The sequence below is a fragment of the Psychrobacter sp. Cmf 22.2 genome (genome assembly GCF_001921745.1).
In the GTDB taxonomy this organism is placed as follows: domain Bacteria; phylum Pseudomonadota; class Gammaproteobacteria; order Pseudomonadales; family Moraxellaceae; genus Psychrobacter.
Genome location: NZ_MRYA01000002.1, coordinates 580,898 through 598,228, shown reverse-complemented (window position 1 = coordinate 598,228; position 17,331 = coordinate 580,898). Strand labels below are relative to the sequence as shown.

Genomic DNA, 17,331 nt, shown 5'->3' with positions numbered 1-17,331 from the left:
ACGTGTTATCTGGCTTTTTTGTGTCTATTCAATTTAGAATTTGGCCAAATAGCAGCTTGCACCTGTTTTTTGCCTTGTCTATACTGACAAACTTTGATTGAACGTACACTCCGGAGCCTTTTGATGCCCGCCACCTCAAGTTTTGCAATTGATAGTTTGCCGTTAGCGTTTGGTATTATTATGGCCATTATCGGCTTGGTGTTCTATACCCAAGGATTGCCCGGTAAGTTTTGGCGACGTTTTTATGCGGTGTTACCCGGTATCGTACTGTGCTGCTTTATACCGGCAACCCTGAATAGCTTGGGCGTTTTTGCTGATGGTATTGGCTCACAGATTTATGGCTTTACGGCTACCTATTTGTTGCCAGCCAGCTTGCTACTGATGACCCTGTCGATGGATGTGCCCAAGATATTGGGTCTAGGTTGGAAAGCCATTGCCATGTTTTTTGCCGCCAGTATTGCCATTATCATCAGTGGTCCGATCAGCTTAGGCATCGCCAAATGGGTGTCGCCCAGTATGTTTAGCGATGACACCTTGTGGCGTGGGTTTTCGGCCGTGGCAGGCAGCTGGATTGGTGGCGCGGCGAATCAGGCGGCGATGAAAGAGCTGTTTGGGGTCAGTGACGACTTATTTGGCATGATGATTCTGGTCGATACCACCAACGCTTCGCTGTGGTTACTCGCGATACTCATCATGGCCAAACACAGCGATAAAATTGATAAATTATTAAGAGCCGATAGCAGCAGTATCGACAAAGTCATCACCGCGGTTGAGAGCTATGAGCGTCACCATGCGCGGCCTGCGACACTCAATGACCTCATGGTGATGTTTGGCCTGTGCTTTGCCATGGTGGGCGTGGCGCACTTTTTGGGCGGACAAATCGCAGGATTTTTTGCGCCTTATAGTTGGGCGGTGCAGTACAGTTTTGCCAGTAGCTTCTTTTGGATGGTGGTCATCATTACCATCATAGGGGTAATCTTTTCCTTTACTAAAATTCGCCGGCTTGATCATGTGGGTGCCTCAAAAGTTGGTACAGTATTTATCTTTGTACTGATCGCAGCTATCGGCATGCAAATCAATCTAGCGGGTATCGTCTCACAGTGGCGACTGCTGCTCATTGGCCTGCTATGGATGAGTATTCACATCGTCATTATTTTTGCTGTTGCTCGGATGATTCGTGCGCCGTTTTTCTTTTTGGCAGTAGGCTCCAATGCCAATACGGGCGGCGCGTCCTCAGCACCGATTGTCGCCACTGCCTTTCATCCTTCCTTGGCACCTGTCGGCGTGTTTTTGGGAATTCTTGGCTATGCGGTCGGTACTTTTGGCGGTTATATCAGCACGCAGATGATGCGGCTGGTGGTGGGCTGAGATTAGAAATATCTCTCTAGGTTGCTAATAGGTATCATTTCATAACAAAAAGCCGACTTAACTGTTGGCTTTTTAATTATACCATCGTCGGTGAGATGTTGAACGATTGGTCAAAATGAATCTTCAAAGTTACAATAATGAGAATATATAAGGATAAAATTATGCAAGCAGCTTATAATCAAAAATTGCTTTCTGGCACCAAGTTTCCTGAGATGGAAGTACAGTTATATAACGGTGAGATGCAGTCATTGGGGAAACCAGCCCATGGCCATGATTGGAAACTGGTCGTTATTTATCGCGGTCAGCATTGCCCGATGTGCACCAAATATCTCAATGAACTTGAGACTAGAAAGGAGTCTTTTTATAAAACAGGTGTCGATATCATTGCGGTATCTGGCGACAGTAAAGAACAGCTAGAAAGCCACTTTGACGATATAGACATCGATTTCCCGATCGCTTATGGTTTGAGTGTTAAGCAAATGAAAACGCTGGGACTTTATATCTCTGACCCGCGCTCAGAAAACGAAACCGATCATCCGTTTGCTGAGCCTGGTATCTACGTGGTTAATGATAAAGGGGATATTCAAGTCGTGGATATCTCAAACAATCCTTTTGTGAGACCTGATCTAAAAACGCTAGCAGAGGGTTTGGCGTTTATCAGAGACAAAGATTATCCAATTCGAGGTACTCACGAGTATTAAACACGGCGCATTATCAATTAAAAAAATACATTAAAAACGTAAAATCTTGATTAAAAAGAGCGTGCCAAGAAAATATCTTGCCACGCTCTTTTTATATCACTTAAGTATAAAGTTATCGTTTTGTCTCTCTATGCTATGAATACGTAAGCCCAGCCATAGCCTACAACCAAGGTGTGTTAACCTCTTGTGAATCAAATCTTATAATAATAATGAGTTAAAAGGAAAGACTGCGGTATGGCCAAGCATAATAACATGAACTTCCACGACCCTTATAACACTCCCAATCATCAACGAAACAAACCACCAAATAGCCACGTTCAAGTCCGAGGCGCACGTGTGCATAATCTAAAAAACGTCGACGTTGACTTGCCACGTGATGCGCTTGTGGTGTTTACGGGCATATCAGGCTCAGGGAAGTCATCGCTGGCGTTTGGGACTTTGTTCGCCGAATCGCAGCGGCGTTATCTCGATTCGGTGTCACCGTATGCAAGGCGTCTGATCGATCAAGTGGACGAGCCAGATGTCGATGCCATAGAAGGTCTGCCACCTGCAGTCGCCTTACAGCAGCAGCGCGGCACGCCTTCTGTACGCTCTTCCGTTGGTAGTGTCACGACCATATCGAACGGCCTGCGGATGTTGTACTCACGGGCTGGCGAGTACCCAGCAGATCAAGAGATGCTCTACGCCGATGCGTTTTCGCCCAATACCCCAGAGGGGGCGTGCCCGATGTGCTCGGGTATTGGCCGAGTGTTTGATGTGACCGAAGAGTTGATGGTGCCTGATGGTAGCAAGTCCATTCGTGAGCGGGCGATTGCATCGTGGCCCGGTGCTTGGCAAGGTCAAAACTTGAGCCGGATATTAACCACGCTTGGCTATGATATCGATACGCCGTGGCACAAATTGCCCAGAAAGTCTCGCGACTGGATTTTATTTACTGATGAGACGCCAACGGTACCAGTCTATCCTGAATATGATATGACGCAAACGCGCGCTGCGATTGAAAAAGGAGAGAAGCCCAATTATATGGGTACCTATATCAGCGCCAAAAACTTTATTTTAAATGCCTTTACCACCACGCAAAGCCCACGGGTCAAAAAACGGGTCTCGCAGTTTATGCAAATATCTGTATGCCCAGAATGTCATGGCAAAAAGCTCAAAAAAGAATCGCTATCAGTAAAGTTTGTAGGGCTGGATATCGGCGAGCTGTCGCAACTTACCTTAACCGATTTGGCGTTAACGCTGGAAAAAACAGTATGTACAAAAATCGAAGATGACACCCCCAACCGCGAAAAAGCCATCGTCGCACAGCGGATCGCTAGCGACATTTTAACGCGTGTTGAGGCATTAACGAGACTCGGCTTGGGTTACTTATCGCTTGAGCGCACCACACCGACCTTATCTCCAGGGGAGTTACAGCGTTTGCGTCTGGCCACCCAAATACGCTCGCAGCTGTTTGGGGTGGTATATGTGCTTGATGAACCATCCGCAGGCTTGCATCCTGCCGACACGCAAGCACTTCTGGGTGCATTGGATGAGCTCATCGCCGCTGGCAATTCAATGTTTGTCGTTGAGCATGATGTGAGTGTTATTCGTCATGCCGACTGGGTGGTCGATGTCGGGCCACAGGCGGGTACGCATGGCGGCGAGATTGTCTATAGCGGTCCTGTAGAGGGTTTGCGCCAGGCCACTGAATCAACAACGGCACAATATCTCTTTACCGATAAAGAGGCGACACACAAAAAACCGCTTAGAAAACCTAACGCTTGGCTAAAGCTTGCTGATATAGAGCGTAACAATATCCAAGGGTTAAGTATTGAGTTGCCACTAGGGGTTATGAGCTGTGTGACTGGCGTATCGGGATCAGGTAAATCAAGTTTGGTCAGTCAGGCACTAGTTGAATTAGTCAATGAGGCATTAGGAAAAAAATCCAGTGCAGATGCGCCAGCGGTTGAAGCAGATTTGCTAGAGCAGGAGTTTGAGACGGTCACTAAAGGCAAAATCATTGCTGGCATGGACAAGGTCAGTCGCCTTATTGATATCAATCAAAAAGCCATTGGCCGTACGCCACGCTCAAACCTTGCCACGTATACGGGGCTGTTTGATGATGTTCGTAAATTATTTGCGGCAACGGCAGAGGCCAAAGCCTGTGGCTATGATGCGGGACGTTTTTCCTTTAACACGCCAAAGGGTCGCTGCCCTAACTGTGAAGGCCTAGGGTTTGTCAGTGTTGAGCTGCTATTTTTGCCCAGCGTTTATGCGCCTTGTCAAGTCTGTCACAGTCAGCGCTATGATAATGACACGCTGGCGATTACTTACCGAGATAAAAACATCGCTGAAGTGCTGGATCTCACGGTAGAAGCCGCTTATGCGTTTTTTGACGGAGAAGCCTCGATATTACGTGCTTTAGATGCTCTCTTGCAAGTTGGTCTTGGCTACTTGCGTCTGGGACAGCCAGCGACTGAACTGTCGGGCGGGGAGGCGCAGCGTATCAAGCTTGCCACCGAGCTACAACGTACCCAGCGTGGTGATACGCTCTATATCTTGGATGAGCCGACCACCGGTCTGCATCCTGCCGATGTGTCGATGCTAATGGCGCAATTGAATGCGCTCGTCGAGGCGGGCAATACCGTCATTATGGTTGAGCACGATATGCAAGTGGCCAGCAATAGCGACTGGATTATCGATATTGGCCCAGGCGCAGGGGATGCGGGTGGATCTATCGTCGCTCAAGGCACACCTGAGGATGTGGCAAAATCAAAGACCAGCCAAACTGCGCCGTTTTTATTGGTGTAGTAATATTTTTAAAATTAAATGCGAGCAAGCGCAACATCATTAAGAAAGTCCCTCATTCCCAATAATTATCAGGGCAGGCAGGTAATTCAACTAGCGTATGACGCAGTGCTTCTAACCACTGACGACTAATAGTTTTAAAGTATTCGTCGTCTTCCTCGATACGGCGGCCTTTAGGTAGCGTGAGACTATCATTTTGGTAAATCACAAAGTCTATTGGCATACCAACGGACAGGTTAGAATGAATGGTCGAGTCAAACGATAACATTAATGCCTGAGCAGCATGATTCACCCCAGTATCGTATTTCACTGAACGATCAAGAATAGGCTTGCCGTATTTGCTTTCACCAAGCTGAAAAAATGGCGTGTCTTGAGTTGCTCTAATACAGTTGCCTTCAGGGTAAATCATATACAGCTCGGGCGGTTGCCCTTTTATTTGACCACCTAATAAAAACGAGCTGGTGAAAGTACCGCTATTGTTATCATTAGCGACTCTTTGTGCATTTGTCATGACATGACGCATACATTCGCCAACCATTTGCGCGCCGTCAAATAATGAAGAAACGGTATGTAAGCTGTGTTCAGAGCGCAAATGAATATCGCTCTGTAATTTGTTAAATACCGCCTGCGAGGTCGCAAGGCTACCAGCTGTTTGTAGTACCATAAAACGCTCACCCTCAACGCCATATTGATATAACTTTCTAAAGGTTGAGATGTGGTCCACGCCTGCATTGGTTCGGGTGTCACTGGCAAAAACCATCCCTTCTTTGAGGCGAATAGCAGCACAATAAGTCATGAGATATTCCTAATAAGTATAAATTGCATAAAATCTGCCACTACGATAATCGCGTGACTAGTACTTGACTGTATAGATTCTCATAACCGCCACCCATGCGTACGCCGCGCACAGGAGCTGCGTCTAAGTAATCGCGACCAATAGCGACATATACATGAGCGCTTGGCTGAAATAGCTGGTTTGAAACATCAAAGGTATACCAGTAGCCATCGAGCCATACCTCAGCCCAAGCATGACTTGCCATGTGGTTCTCAGTATCGTCATACAGGTAGCCTGATACATAACGCGCTGGTATTTGTTGATCACGGCAGCAGCCCACAAATACATGGGTGTGGTCTTGGCACACCCCAGCGCCTATTGCAAAAGCTTCGGCTGCGGTCGTACCGACATGGGTAGTATCTTTTATATAAGGCATCTTCGTTAATAGCTCAGCCGCCAGCGCTTTTAAACTGTCATGCGTCGGGTTTTTTAGATAAGGCGCTGCAAATGTACGCATTGCCTCTGAGCACTTGGTCAAGGGGCTTTGTACGGTAAAGAGCAGGTAGGGGACGTTATCCATATCCTCTAGTCGCTCAGTATCGGTATTAATCTCAACGATGCCTGACGCTTGCATCTGTAAATTATTGTGCGCTTCGTTACGACTAAGCGTGAGCCAGTCATTGCCAAAGCCGTCCTTTTGACTGGTAGCAACTTTGGGTAGCATAACATCCCACTGATGAATGATTTGATGCGGCAGTTGCATCGGTGTCATACGTATATACTGTACGCTGCGCTGGGCCAGCTCGCCATAGTAGTAGTTGGTCTGATGGCTGATTTGAAGTTTCATAACGTCATCCTTTGTTTTATCTACTGTCTTGATTATATGGACGCGCATTTGCTAATGATTAAGCAAATGATAGTTAACTAAGCAAAAGCCTGCCGTATCAGACTCCTTGCTGAAGGATGATACTGAACTCTCGGCTGATGAGCTTAAAGTCACACAGTTGTTTTGATTTGATCATCTGATTGGTCAAGCGCGTAAGCTCACGCCAGCGTGTGTTCTCTGGTAACTCACTAATCCAATATTTAAATTCAAGACTGATTTCTGTCGCATCTTCGTCTAACAATACTGCTCGTTCAAGCCGCTCAAATAAGCGTCCCAATTGCCAAAAGCAGGTCACAGTTGGATGCTCTTGTGCCATGGCTGCGTTGCAGGCATGAAGCTGCAGCGCGGCCGCCCGATACGTGCCCGCACTCGATAAACGTTTAATTAAGTTATACAGCTCAGCGGCATCTTCACCGATGACGCCTTTCGCTTCTTGTACATTGGTCTCGATGGACTGAACCACGTTAGGGATTTTATTTTGTGCCAAGTCCCGTAGCATTTGAGCAGTGATAGATTTTGATGAATCGTTAAGATCAGCTTCAAAGCCTAAAGAGCTGATTAAATGTTTTAGTTGTGATTTTTTAAGATCGCCTTTGATCAGATGCTTCATGATATTGTCGTAGCAATAGAGCCGCTCGCTATATCTACCGAGCCAGATCAGATGATTGGCGGTAGATAGTAGTAATATCATAGGCGCATCATCGAAGCTCTCATACCCGGCTTCTAGAGGCTGCGCAGGGTTATGATAATTGGCATGATAAGCATTAGCTTGGCTATCGCCTTTAATCGTTTGATTGACATCATTCTTGGCTGACGGTTTCAAATCACTATCGTCAATGACCCATGTATCCTTAATACCGCCGCCTTGAGACGAGTTGACGACTAATGAGCCTTCGACCATTGCCACGCGGGTTAAACCGCCAGGGACAATGTCCACAGAACCGTCACCATGACTGAGGATAAAGGGGCGTAAATCGATATGACGCGGTGCGATACCGTCGCTCACAGCGGTAGGGTTGGTAGACAATGAGATAGTCGGCTGAGCGATAAATCCTGCCGGGTTGTCAAGCAGACGCTTACGATAGTCGCTAATTTCTTGCTTGGTGGAGGTCGGTCCAATAAGCATCCCATAGCCACCAGAACCTTGCGTTTCTTTGACGACCAATTTGTCTAAGTTGCTCAGCACATATTCTAATTCATCAGGCTTGCGGCATTGAAAGGTTTCAATATTAGGTAAGATAGGCTTCTCACCTAGATAAAACTCAATCATATCAGGTACGAACGGATATAAGCTCTTATCATCAGCGACGCCAGTGCCTGGGGCATTAACGATGACCACATTGCCTGCACGGTAGGCACTCATTAGTCCTGACACGCCTAAAATAGAGTCTGAGCGAAATGCTAACGGATCAATATAAGGGTCATCGATACGGCGATAAATAATATCAACTTGTACTTTACCGCGAATGCCTTGCATATAGACTTTACTGTCCTCGACCACCAAATCATAACCATGTACTAAAGGCACATTCATCTCATGTGCTAAAAAGGCATGCTCATAATAAGCACTGTTGAAGCGTCCAGGCGTCAAGATGACGATTTGTGGATCGTATTTGCTCGTTGAGCTGGCAAGACAGGCTTTGAGGCGTTGTGGGTAATCGCTAACGCCCAAAATAGGAGTGTGCGCAAACAAATCGGACAGCAGTGTCTCTGATATATTACGGCTCTCAAGCATATAAGAGACACCAGAGGGCGTGCGTAGGTTGTCCTCCAATACACAAAATCGGCCGCCCTCATCACGAATAAGGTCGATACCACTAATGTGTGAGTAGATAGGTTTATCCAGCTCAATACCCATCATCCATGGCTCATAACAACCGCTAGCATAGACATAAGCGTCAGGGACAATGCCTTCTTTCATGATGGCTTGATCGTGATAAATGTCATGCAAAAAAGCATTTAAGGCGGTGGTACGCTGCTTGCAACCAGCTTCAATCTGCTGCCACTCACTTGCAGCAATGATGCGTGGAATAATATCAAATGGAATCATCCGCTCGATGTTTTTGGCATCACTGTAAACGGTGAAAGTAACGCCTTTTCGGTAAAAAATATTTTCGGCTTGCTCATTTAAATGATTGAGACCATCAATACTGATATCATCTAGCCAGTCACCAACTGCCTGTGCCACTGGACGGTACTTGTCTTTACTGATCTTTAGTTCATCGAAGCATTGCGGCTTTTCTTTAGACTTCGTTGCTGTATTTTTTGTAGTGTTTGCAGAATCGGCCTTGGTAGCAGGTTTGCTAGCTGTTGATGCTTGTGTCTGATTTTGGTTTTCAGCACTTTCGTCGTTTTGGTTTTGAGACTGTTTTTGGGCTTGGGACTGAGTCGCTTCTTTATTCATAAATACCTCACGCATCCTTGGTAAAGTTATTGTTATGATAAGTAGACTGGCTATGATAGGCGGACTGATATTGCAATATGTCCAATATATAGCTAATGTCTTATATTCACTATACCGTGTCTATAAGCCAATGCACAATAAGGGTTTGATATTCGATGGTAATAAACGCAGTAGGGCATTAGCCTTAACGGCTATATTTTTAGCCGTTAAAGCGAGTCTCAAAATTAAAAAATCATAAATACTTAGGCGCTTGACGTACATTATTGGCTTGTTCAAACGCATAACCCAATCGGAATAAATCAGGCTCATGATAGGGCAAAACAACCAGCTCCATACCGACAGGCAACCCATTTTTACTAAATCCAGCGGGCAAACAAATCGATGGCATCCAAGTCTGCGAAGCAATCAAAGTATTTGTTGGGAATGTTAATACCTGATGCTTGCCATCACGTATGTCTTGTTTCGATGGTGGCAAAATCTGAATACAGGGAAATACCAACGCATCTAAGTTGTTTTTTGCAACGATTCCGGCAACTAAACGCTGGAACTTGTCACGAGCGGCAAGTTTTTTGAAATAATCAGGCTCATCTTCTGGGTTTACTGGCCCTTCAAATATATCAATCAAAAGGTCTAGCACAGGATGAAACAAGCCCTTTTCTTTAATTTCCTCAAGGCTTTTGATTGGCATGTTTTCACGTGAGGCTAAAAATTCATTGATGTCGTGTCGCGAATGCGAACCATATAAGGAGGTTTCAGTAATATGTTCCATCATATCTGGTATTTCAACATCGATGAGCTCTGCGCCAGCGCTCTTTGCTTGTTCAAGGGCTGAGTCAATAATCTGATTAACTTCTGCCGATTCAGTGTTATCATTTGGCCCATAAGCATTGCGTACAACGCCCAGACGCGCATTTTTGAGACTGTCAACATCCATCGCATCCGTGTAGCTGCCTTGATGATTGGCAATACTTGCTGCGGTAGTATATTCATCTTTTGGATCATAGCCCACCATTGTATCCAAAAGGAGTGCAGCGTCCGTAACAGTACGCGCCATCGGTCCTGCTGTGTCTTGAAACACCACCAGAGGTGACGTGCCGTCACGACTTATTAAGCCGGGGGTGACACGGACACCAACGAGATTGGTAAAACTGGCTGGCAAACGTATAGATCCACCAGTGTCTTCGCCAACTCCGACCAACCCTAGATTCGCCGCTATACCAGCAGCTGTACCACTACTAGAGCCACCTGGATCATGTGACAAAACATAGGGATTTTTGGTTTCACCCTGTTTTGAGCAGAAGCCAAATCATGATGATGCAAAATCTGGCAATACTGTCTTGGCAAGGATAATGGCACCTGCCGCCTTTATCTTTTTGACAACAGTTGCGTCGTCTTCTGGTTGGTAGCCGTCCTGAGCGATAGAACCAAAGGTCGTCATCATATCTTTAGTTTCTATCTGATCTTTTACGAGCACTGGTACGCCATGTAACGCCCCAACAAATTCGCCGGTTTCTGCAAAATGTGAATCAAGACGATCGGCTTCATTCAGCGCGAGTGGATTAATAGTAATGATAGAGTTAAGGGTAGGACCAGATCTGTCAATGGTTTCAATGCGTTCGAGGTACGCTTCAACCAGACCCCGTACAGTTAGCGATCCATCTTTGAGATGCGCTTGCATATCAGTAATAGTTAATTCTTCAATTTCGAGATTTTTCATGATTGTCTTCCTTCTTCCTTGAAATTATCATTAATGAAAATTAAGTTAAGGAGCTGCCACCTCGATGCCCGCATTATCAAGAGCTGCTCGTACGGCTTTGATCAGTGAAAGGGCGCCTGGAGTGTCACTGTGAATACAGACAGAATCGAATTTAACCGTTAATAGCTGGCCATTAATTGACTCTACTTCATTATGCTGGCAGGCACGTAATACTTTTTGTGCCACACGCTTAGGATCAAGTGGCTTGATCTTGCGCACAAACACAAGATTTCCTTCATCGTCGTAATCACGATCTGCATAAAACTCATGCACTCTATGTAACCCAGCATTTTTTGCTGCATGATCAATTGCGGTGTCTGCCAAGCAGTAAATAGCTAAGTTGGGAGCGACAATTGCTAGGGCAGAAGTTAGCTTTTCAGCAAATTCTTCATCTCGTGCTGCGTGCATAAATAATGCGCCATGCAGTTTGAAATGATGCATCGTTAGACCTTTAAGATGAGCAAGTTCTCGTAGAGCACCTAATTGGTACAATGCATCATTCACCAGTTCATCAGCAGATGCTAAGATATGGCGACGTCCAAAGCCCACCAAGTCACGAAAACCTGGATGGACACCAACGCATACTTCATGACGCGCTGCCAGACGCAACGTCTCAGCCATAATAGAGGGGTCGCCGGCGTGAAAACCTGCGGCAATATTGGCTGAGCTAATAAATGGCATGATATCGGGATCGACCCCGTCACCAATCGTCCAAGCGCCAAACCCTTCTCCCATATCTGAATTCAAATCGATCGTTGATACCATTGAGTGGCTCCTTAACAATATCTTTATATTTATGTCCATTAAAAAGCTATATGAATATGATTAAAGCCATTTATAAATGATGGTTATGCAAAGTTAAAGCAGCATAAGTAGTAGCTAAAGCAAAACGGTTTATTGTTATCAAAGCTTCATGCGTAGCTGTAGGACATTTACTTTAATCATAGACGCTTTGATAAAAGAGAGATATATTACAATGTAATTTTTAATTTAAGTTTTATTAAAAAAAACAAGTTCAAAGTAATGAATCATTTTAGATTAAAGCATGCAGCTCTACCTTGATCCTTATATTTTTAAGGCGCCTGTATTAGTCTTTATTTGTAAAAATGAAAAACAGAGCAGGGCGCTGACATGTTGGCACGCGTTAGACCATAACGATATCAAGCACTATATGAATATCAACGCTGTCCTCAATTTGATTGATAACATCATGCAGCGAATAGATGCGATAGATAGGGTTTAATTGTCTTAATAAATTGAATCAATGAAGGATAAAAACCATGTTTGAGATAATAAAAGACTGGCGTGAGCAGCGCGTACTTGATAACAGCGACTTTACTACCGAAGACTGGATGCGTGCAGCCAAGCGCATTGTGATCCTAGATAGACTAAGTAAAGAAGATCTCACTCGTCTTTTTGATTTGGCAACGTTGTTTTTGGACGACAAGTCTATCATAGGCGCTCAGGGCTTTGAGGTAACTGATAAAGTCAGACTGTCTATCGCTTTGCAAGCGTGCCTGCCGATATTGAATTTAGGACTTGAATGGTATAAAGGCTGGTCTTCAGTCATCATCTATAACGGCTCATATAAGAGTGATAATACCACTACAGACGAGTTCGGTATCGTTCATGAAGGCCAGCAACATCGAAGCGGGGAGGCGTGGCAGCGTGGACCTGTCGTTTTATCATGGAAAGACGCTAAGCACTCAGGCGAGCGCGATGGTCACAATGTCGTCATTCATGAGTTTGTGCATAAGATCGATATGTTAAATGGCCGCGCCAATGGCTTTCCGCCCATGCAGCCTGATATGGATCCGACGCGCTGGACGAAAATTATGAGCCGCGATTTTGAAGACTTTCAAAAGCATCGTAAGTCAGGTCTTGATCGTTATGGCGCGACCAATCCGGCGGAGTTTTTTGCTGTGCTTAGCGAAGTGTTTTTTGAAACTCCGCAAAAACTAATCGATGCTTATCCTGATATTTATGACATTATGGTGAAGTTTTTTCGCCAGACACCTATGTAGGTTATATTTATAAAAGCTGTACAGAAGTAATTGGTCTCAACATGCACAAAAACGAATATATGTTGACTATCTCGAAAATAGAGTAACTTTTATATCGTCCATTGGTCACTGATAATAGCGACTAGGTAACGCTTACCTTGATAGTCATCGAATACCAGACGCAGCGCTCGCCAGTCTAAGCCACCAAACTGAGGATCGACACCAGGGTTATAAAACTCGACATAATCTGAATTTTGATAGATTTTATCAATGTTGTTAATGCTGTTTCCTGAGGCTAAGGTATGGTTGATAGTCGCTGTCTGAGTGTCAAAATAATCCGCTTGAATCCAATTTTTAAGATAGTCTGGTAAAGGCGTGATATACAGCTTGCCAGTACCGTCTTTTTGTCCCCAAGTAAAACGAATGTCGGATTCATTAAGGTATTGCACATATTGCTCACGGCTAAAGACTTTATCAGATTCAGGCTGGATGTAAGCATACATTGAGAAGCGCACACCGCGTGTCGGATGGATATATGGAATAAGCGCTTCATAATCTTGCTGAGCCAATGCAGTCTTTATATCTTTGGCATAGTTCAGCGTGAGCGTTTTACTGTCAGCTTGTGTATTAAACCTTGGAGTGTCAATTGAAATACCTGCTGTAGGTTTGTCAGTAATCATCTGAGATTGACAACCAGGCAACGCTAGCGCAATAAGAAAACTACAAGCAGCGATTGATGATTTGAGAGTAAATAATTTGGCCGTGCTTAGTTGTGAGAATAAAAAAGATGAATGAGTCATAAAAATATCCTTAACGCTGTAACTGAATTTTTCACGGTAAAAGTATAAATAGTAAATTAGTAGATTTGGTTTGGCTATCAAAATAAAGATGTTGTTCGCACAAACAAAATAAACGTCAATTGATGATAGTTAATCGTCATTGAAGATAGTATTCTCAACTGTTAAGACTATTGGTTTGTTTTCGCATAATGTATATTATGTTAAACTAAGGCTACCGTACAATAAGTTCATGGAGTTATGATTATATGATAAATCCTTATCAAGATTGGTTGATGATTGATTAATTCTCATACCTACTAACTATTCATAAAGTCATCTTCATCAACACTAATACAATTACTAGCTAAGCTGTCTTAAGGAGTCAATGTACAGAGCTATCACTGATCCTATTGTATTTGTAATCGAACTTAACGTATTAAACTATGTCGCTAGTTAACCTGTTTGATAAACTTGTTCTATTCATCATTGCTAAGTTTACTACCTTCATACGGCACAATAATCCCTATGAATAATCTGTCATTCCTAATCATCATCTAATAATCAAATTACTCATCAATCGATTGTTGGTAGCTTAGCCGACTTCCTCATTAATGCGAATGTGCTTGAACTACGTTAGGTACAGAAGCATTCGCCACCAAGTAACAATCAGCTCAAAGTAAAAGCAATAACCCTTGTGGATGCCTATTACTCTATATCATTGATAAGAACGTACACAAGCTCTGATAATGCTCCTACTTGGCATCTCAGTAAGTCCAAGTCTATATACACCTTATAGCTGCTATTATCATAGCTAACTACGTTGTAATACGTTTTTATTTAGAGTCACCAAAAGAGCCTTCCTGATTAGTGAGACATTCATTGGTATTTTCTAACATCTCTCGTTCTTACTGAAATATCTTAATCTAAAGCATTGGTTTGATACCTTCCAAATTTGCACAGAACAGCACTATCACCCTGATTAAGCTATTCTGTGCGAGTACAGGAGCACGGTTTTTCGTGCAAATATGCCGAAGGACTCTATTGCCAATAGCAAAGAGAACTCTTACTTTTAGCCTATGTGAAGTTTATTCCTTCAAACGCCATATATATCAACAAAAAAATAGCTTACTCCTTCTTTCTCCACTATACTATAATTATCCCCAACCTTCACTTGGGGATAATTTAGTGTTAAAACTATTATTATATAAGGTTTTACTAATAATGTTAGCGAATACTAGTGTCCATGACAGTGTCCAACAATACTCCTTGCGGCTTTCCTTAACTTGGAATACCTACTAAAAGATTACTCTGGACCTCAGCATATAGATATCAGATCAATAATCATAACTCATCTATCTTAGATAAATTAAGGATACACATCATGACTATCAATAATGCAAACGATATCAATAAGCTTGAATGCCGAGACAAGGATTATTCGGTCAGTGTCTCAGGTGTGGCTGGTTTAAGCCTGCGCATTTATCCAAATGGTAAAAAGGAATACTACTTGCGGTATTCACATCCGCATATAGATGGCAAACGCCCTAGGATGATGCTGGGTAAGATTGAGGATATCAGTCTACATGAGGTTAAGTATAAAGCAGACACTATCCTTGATATGGTCGCCAAAGGCTCTGACCCTAAAGCTATCCAGCAAAAAGAGCAAACCAACAAATATACTCACCTAAAAAATGCACCATTTTCTGACATTGCCCAAGCATGGCGAGAACACAAAACATCAGGTCGCAATCAAGGTAAATCTAAAAAACCATCATATAGTGAGTCAACCCTCAAGTTTTGGGATTTATGCCTAGGATATATGTGCCAAGAAATTGGTGGTTTAAGAATGGACGATATCACTAGCGAGATGATACTAAGTGTGTGCGAGTCGATTCAAAACAATGATAATCAAGCGACTTTCGTTGGGGCGAGCACTCGTTTATATACTGAAAAAGTGTTTTCATTCGCTGTTGCTCGAGGGTTATGCGATAGAAATGTGGCAATTGATACCCGTGGTGAGCTTGCACCTGCCAGCTCAGGCAATCACTTACCAGCCATCACCAAACCAGAGCAATTCGCAACTCTCTTAAAGGATATGTCCAACTTTAAAGGCGCAAGTAAGATGACACTAGAGGCTATGAACCTACTGCCGTATGTATTTGTACGTAGTATCGATCTGCGCTCAATGCGTTGGGATGACATCGATTGGGACAATGATGTATGGGCGTTCTCCCCGACCAAGGGCGAAGGTCGCGATGATATGGTCTCGCACTTAGTCGTCCCCTTAGCCAAGCAAGTAATTGCGCGATTACGAAATATTTATTCAATTACTGGGCATAAAGAATATGTATTTGCCTCGATGCGTGGTTCAAGTAATGCTTATATCAGTAAAGCGACGTTGGTACAGGTTTTTCATCGGCTCGGATATAAAGACGTGCAATGTGCGCATGGATTTCGAGCATCGGCTAAAACTTTGCTCATGGAACAGCCTGAGTTACGCTATTCAGATATCGTCACAGAATTACAACTAGGTCATCGTATCAAAGACACACATGGCGGGGCTTATAACAGACTTGATGAAATCGATACTAGGGTGCAGATGATGCAAGATTGGGCAAATTATGTAGATGAGCTGCGAGGTCATTTCAAATGAGCAATCATAGAGTTCAAAACTAGGATCGGTATATGTTTATACTCAGCTATAAATTCAGTCATTACCAATTAGCTTTTGATCAGAATGATTTTCAATTTTTTCAAACTTATTAATTATTTTATCTTCCACCAAAGGCTTGAAATACTCGCCAAAATACAATCTGTTCAATTGTTTGTGACAACGCACAACCAATGGAGCCAATCACAAAAAGAACCATACCAATAAATAAAGGAAACTTTCTTCCGATACGGTCACTTATCGGCCCCCATATCAACTGTGCCAATGCAAACCCAGCCAGAAACCCTGTAACCGTCAGCTCAACATTTCCATTTAATTCATGCGCCATCTGCGGCATTGCAGGCAAATAAATATCGGTTGAGAGCGAGGTAAAAGCCATTAATGCACCCAAAATCGCCATAAAAAACCAGCTTGAGGGTTTTAATGTGGCATTAAGATTTTGGGAACGAGAAGAAGAAACAGACATTTTAAAGACTCAATGGATTGTAGAAATAAAACAACTTAGTTCGCCGATTGTTTTTGCAATAGCTGTTGTATCACTGGGGAGCTTGTTGACAAGTTTTGCAGCCATTGAGTGATTTCAGTTTTGGCTTGACTGGCTCTTTCCCCTTCCATTACAAATAAAACGCCATCTCGTTCAATTCCACCTCGCAGCTCAATACTTTGCATGATTTGACAGTCTTTACAATACTGGCTGAACTGGGCAAGACTCTGCCCCATGCCATAGCCTGCATTATTATTGAATGGCACAATTATTTTGCCATTCAAATCGACTTTATATTGATTTAAGAAACTTTTGATCGGTGGCGGCAACTGCATATCCCATGTTGGGTAACCAACAAAAATGATATCGTATTGCCCAATATCTGTAATTTGAGTTTTTAATGGTGGCAAATAACCATCCTCATTTTCCTGATCAACCTGACTGACAATGGCTTGATAATTTTTTGGATAAGGTCTTTGTAACTCTAAAGCAACCAACTCTCCACCGACTTTTTCTTGCACCATTTTAGCAAGTGCTTCGGTATTTTTAGTTCGGGACAAATAAACAATCAGGGCTTTGCTATCACCATCCATAGTGGTATTAGGAGATGGTTCCATATTTTGTGCTATTCCTGTATTTTCTGCACTTGTTGGACAAGCAGTTAGGCAGAGTGTGCACAGGAATATCCACATCATCCGCAACGTGATTGACATA

At 43.5% G+C, this 17,331-nt stretch carries 12 protein-coding genes and 2 pseudogenes; 5 read left to right on the top strand and 9 right to left on the bottom strand.

Annotated features, from left to right (window positions below; all coding sequences use genetic code 11):
* The first annotated feature begins 123 nt into the window (after nucleotides 1–123).
* The 3 genes from BTV98_RS06645 to uvrA all read left to right on the top strand — a co-directional run bounded on the left by BTV98_RS06645 (nucleotide 124) and on the right by uvrA (nucleotide 4,862).
* Nucleotides 124–1,368 (top strand): DUF819 domain-containing protein, encoded by a 1,245-nt coding sequence (locus tag BTV98_RS06645; RefSeq protein ID WP_058368834.1) that lies wholly within the window; start codon nucleotides 124–126, stop codon nucleotides 1,366–1,368.
* Nucleotides 1,369–1,529: 161 nt separating this feature from the next.
* Nucleotides 1,530–2,069: a redoxin domain-containing protein gene (locus tag BTV98_RS06640; protein ID WP_075103221.1), complete on the top strand. Its 540-nt coding sequence runs from the start codon at nucleotides 1,530–1,532 to the stop codon at nucleotides 2,067–2,069.
* A 252-nt stretch (nucleotides 2,070–2,321) separates the two neighbouring features.
* Nucleotides 2,322–4,862: an excinuclease ABC subunit UvrA gene (gene uvrA / locus BTV98_RS06635; RefSeq protein ID WP_058368846.1), complete on the top strand. Its 2,541-nt coding sequence runs from the start codon at nucleotides 2,322–2,324 to the stop codon at nucleotides 4,860–4,862.
* A 52-nt stretch (nucleotides 4,863–4,914) separates the two neighbouring features.
* Here the strand turns inward: uvrA and BTV98_RS06630 are convergent, their stop codons facing one another.
* From BTV98_RS06630 to BTV98_RS06605, 6 genes and pseudogenes are all read right to left on the bottom strand, one after another.
* Nucleotides 4,915–5,655 carry a peptidase gene (locus BTV98_RS06630; RefSeq protein ID WP_058368832.1) on the bottom strand — a complete coding sequence of 247 codons (741 nt, stop codon included), beginning with the start codon at nucleotides 5,653–5,655 and terminating at the stop codon, nucleotides 4,915–4,917.
* 40 nt (nucleotides 5,656–5,695) lie between these two features.
* Entirely contained in the window at nucleotides 5,696–6,481 is a 786-nt protein-coding gene (locus BTV98_RS06625) for a transglutaminase family protein (protein WP_058368831.1), read from the bottom strand.
* Between the two features lie 97 nt (nucleotides 6,482–6,578).
* Nucleotides 6,579–7,211: an alpha-E domain-containing protein gene (locus BTV98_RS13850; protein ID WP_264752920.1), complete on the bottom strand. Its 633-nt coding sequence runs from the start codon at nucleotides 7,209–7,211 to the stop codon at nucleotides 6,579–6,581.
* Between the two features lie 141 nt (nucleotides 7,212–7,352).
* Nucleotides 7,353–8,672: pseudogene (locus tag BTV98_RS13845) on the bottom strand (circularly permuted type 2 ATP-grasp protein); the annotation flags it as partial.
* 484 nt (nucleotides 8,673–9,156) lie between these two features.
* Nucleotides 9,157–10,602 (bottom strand): annotated as a pseudogene (locus BTV98_RS06610) (amidase).
* An 84-nt stretch (nucleotides 10,603–10,686) separates the two neighbouring features.
* Nucleotides 10,687–11,445, bottom strand: coding sequence for a 5-oxoprolinase subunit PxpA (locus BTV98_RS06605; protein ID WP_058368829.1), 759 nt, complete (start codon nucleotides 11,443–11,445; stop codon nucleotides 10,687–10,689).
* Nucleotides 11,446–11,960: 515 nt separating this feature from the next.
* Between BTV98_RS06605 and BTV98_RS06595 the strand changes: the two genes are divergently transcribed.
* Complete coding sequence (locus BTV98_RS06595; protein ID WP_058368827.1) at nucleotides 11,961–12,704, top strand: zinc-dependent peptidase; 744 nt, start codon at nucleotides 11,961–11,963, stop codon at nucleotides 12,702–12,704.
* Nucleotides 12,705–12,793: 89 nt separating this feature from the next.
* Here the strand turns inward: BTV98_RS06595 and BTV98_RS06590 are convergent, their stop codons facing one another.
* A complete protein-coding gene (locus BTV98_RS06590) occupies nucleotides 12,794–13,483 on the bottom strand; it encodes a hypothetical protein (protein WP_058368826.1) in 690 nt (229 codons plus the stop codon).
* 1,360 nt (nucleotides 13,484–14,843) lie between these two features.
* Here BTV98_RS06590 and BTV98_RS06585 point away from each other — a divergent pair.
* Nucleotides 14,844–16,115 carry an integrase arm-type DNA-binding domain-containing protein gene (locus BTV98_RS06585; protein ID WP_075103219.1) on the top strand — a complete coding sequence of 424 codons (1,272 nt, stop codon included), beginning with the start codon at nucleotides 14,844–14,846 and terminating at the stop codon, nucleotides 16,113–16,115.
* 118 nt (nucleotides 16,116–16,233) lie between these two features.
* On the opposite strand, the gene BTV98_RS06580 is transcribed toward BTV98_RS06585, so the two are convergent.
* Nucleotides 16,234–16,599 (bottom strand): MFS transporter, encoded by a 366-nt coding sequence (locus tag BTV98_RS06580; protein WP_256713853.1) that lies wholly within the window; start codon nucleotides 16,597–16,599, stop codon nucleotides 16,234–16,236.
* Between the two features lie 35 nt (nucleotides 16,600–16,634).
* Nucleotides 16,635–17,234, bottom strand: coding sequence for a flavodoxin (locus BTV98_RS06575; protein ID WP_256713852.1), 600 nt, complete (start codon nucleotides 17,232–17,234; stop codon nucleotides 16,635–16,637).
* Nucleotides 17,235–17,331: the final 97 nt, after the last annotated feature.

Bases quoted from the DNA above. Each gene is read 5' to 3' on its own strand.
- BTV98_RS06590 (WP_058368826.1), bottom strand. From the start codon at position 13,483: ATGACTCATTCATCTTTTTTATTCTCACAACTAAGCACGGCCAAATTA.
- BTV98_RS13850 (WP_264752920.1), bottom strand. From the start codon at position 7,211: ATGATATTACTACTATCTACCGCCAATCATCTGATCTGGCTCGGTAGA.
- BTV98_RS06580 (WP_256713853.1), bottom strand. From the start codon at position 16,599: ATGTCTGTTTCTTCTTCTCGTTCCCAAAATCTTAATGCCACATTAAAA.
- uvrA (WP_058368846.1), top strand. From the start codon at position 2,322: ATGAACTTCCACGACCCTTATAACACTCCCAATCATCAACGAAACAAA.
- BTV98_RS06625 (WP_058368831.1), bottom strand. From the start codon at position 6,481: ATGAAACTTCAAATCAGCCATCAGACCAACTACTACTATGGCGAGCTG.
- BTV98_RS06630 (WP_058368832.1), bottom strand. From the start codon at position 5,655: ATGACTTATTGTGCTGCTATTCGCCTCAAAGAAGGGATGGTTTTTGCC.
- BTV98_RS06645 (WP_058368834.1), top strand. From the start codon at position 124: ATGCCCGCCACCTCAAGTTTTGCAATTGATAGTTTGCCGTTAGCGTTT.
- BTV98_RS06595 (WP_058368827.1), top strand. From the start codon at position 11,961: ATGTTTGAGATAATAAAAGACTGGCGTGAGCAGCGCGTACTTGATAAC.
- BTV98_RS06585 (WP_075103219.1), top strand. From the start codon at position 14,844: ATGACTATCAATAATGCAAACGATATCAATAAGCTTGAATGCCGAGAC.
- BTV98_RS06605 (WP_058368829.1), bottom strand. From the start codon at position 11,445: ATGGTATCAACGATCGATTTGAATTCAGATATGGGAGAAGGGTTTGGC.
- BTV98_RS06640 (WP_075103221.1), top strand. From the start codon at position 1,530: ATGCAAGCAGCTTATAATCAAAAATTGCTTTCTGGCACCAAGTTTCCT.
- BTV98_RS06575 (WP_256713852.1), bottom strand. From the start codon at position 17,234: ATGGAACCATCTCCTAATACCACTATGGATGGTGATAGCAAAGCCCTG.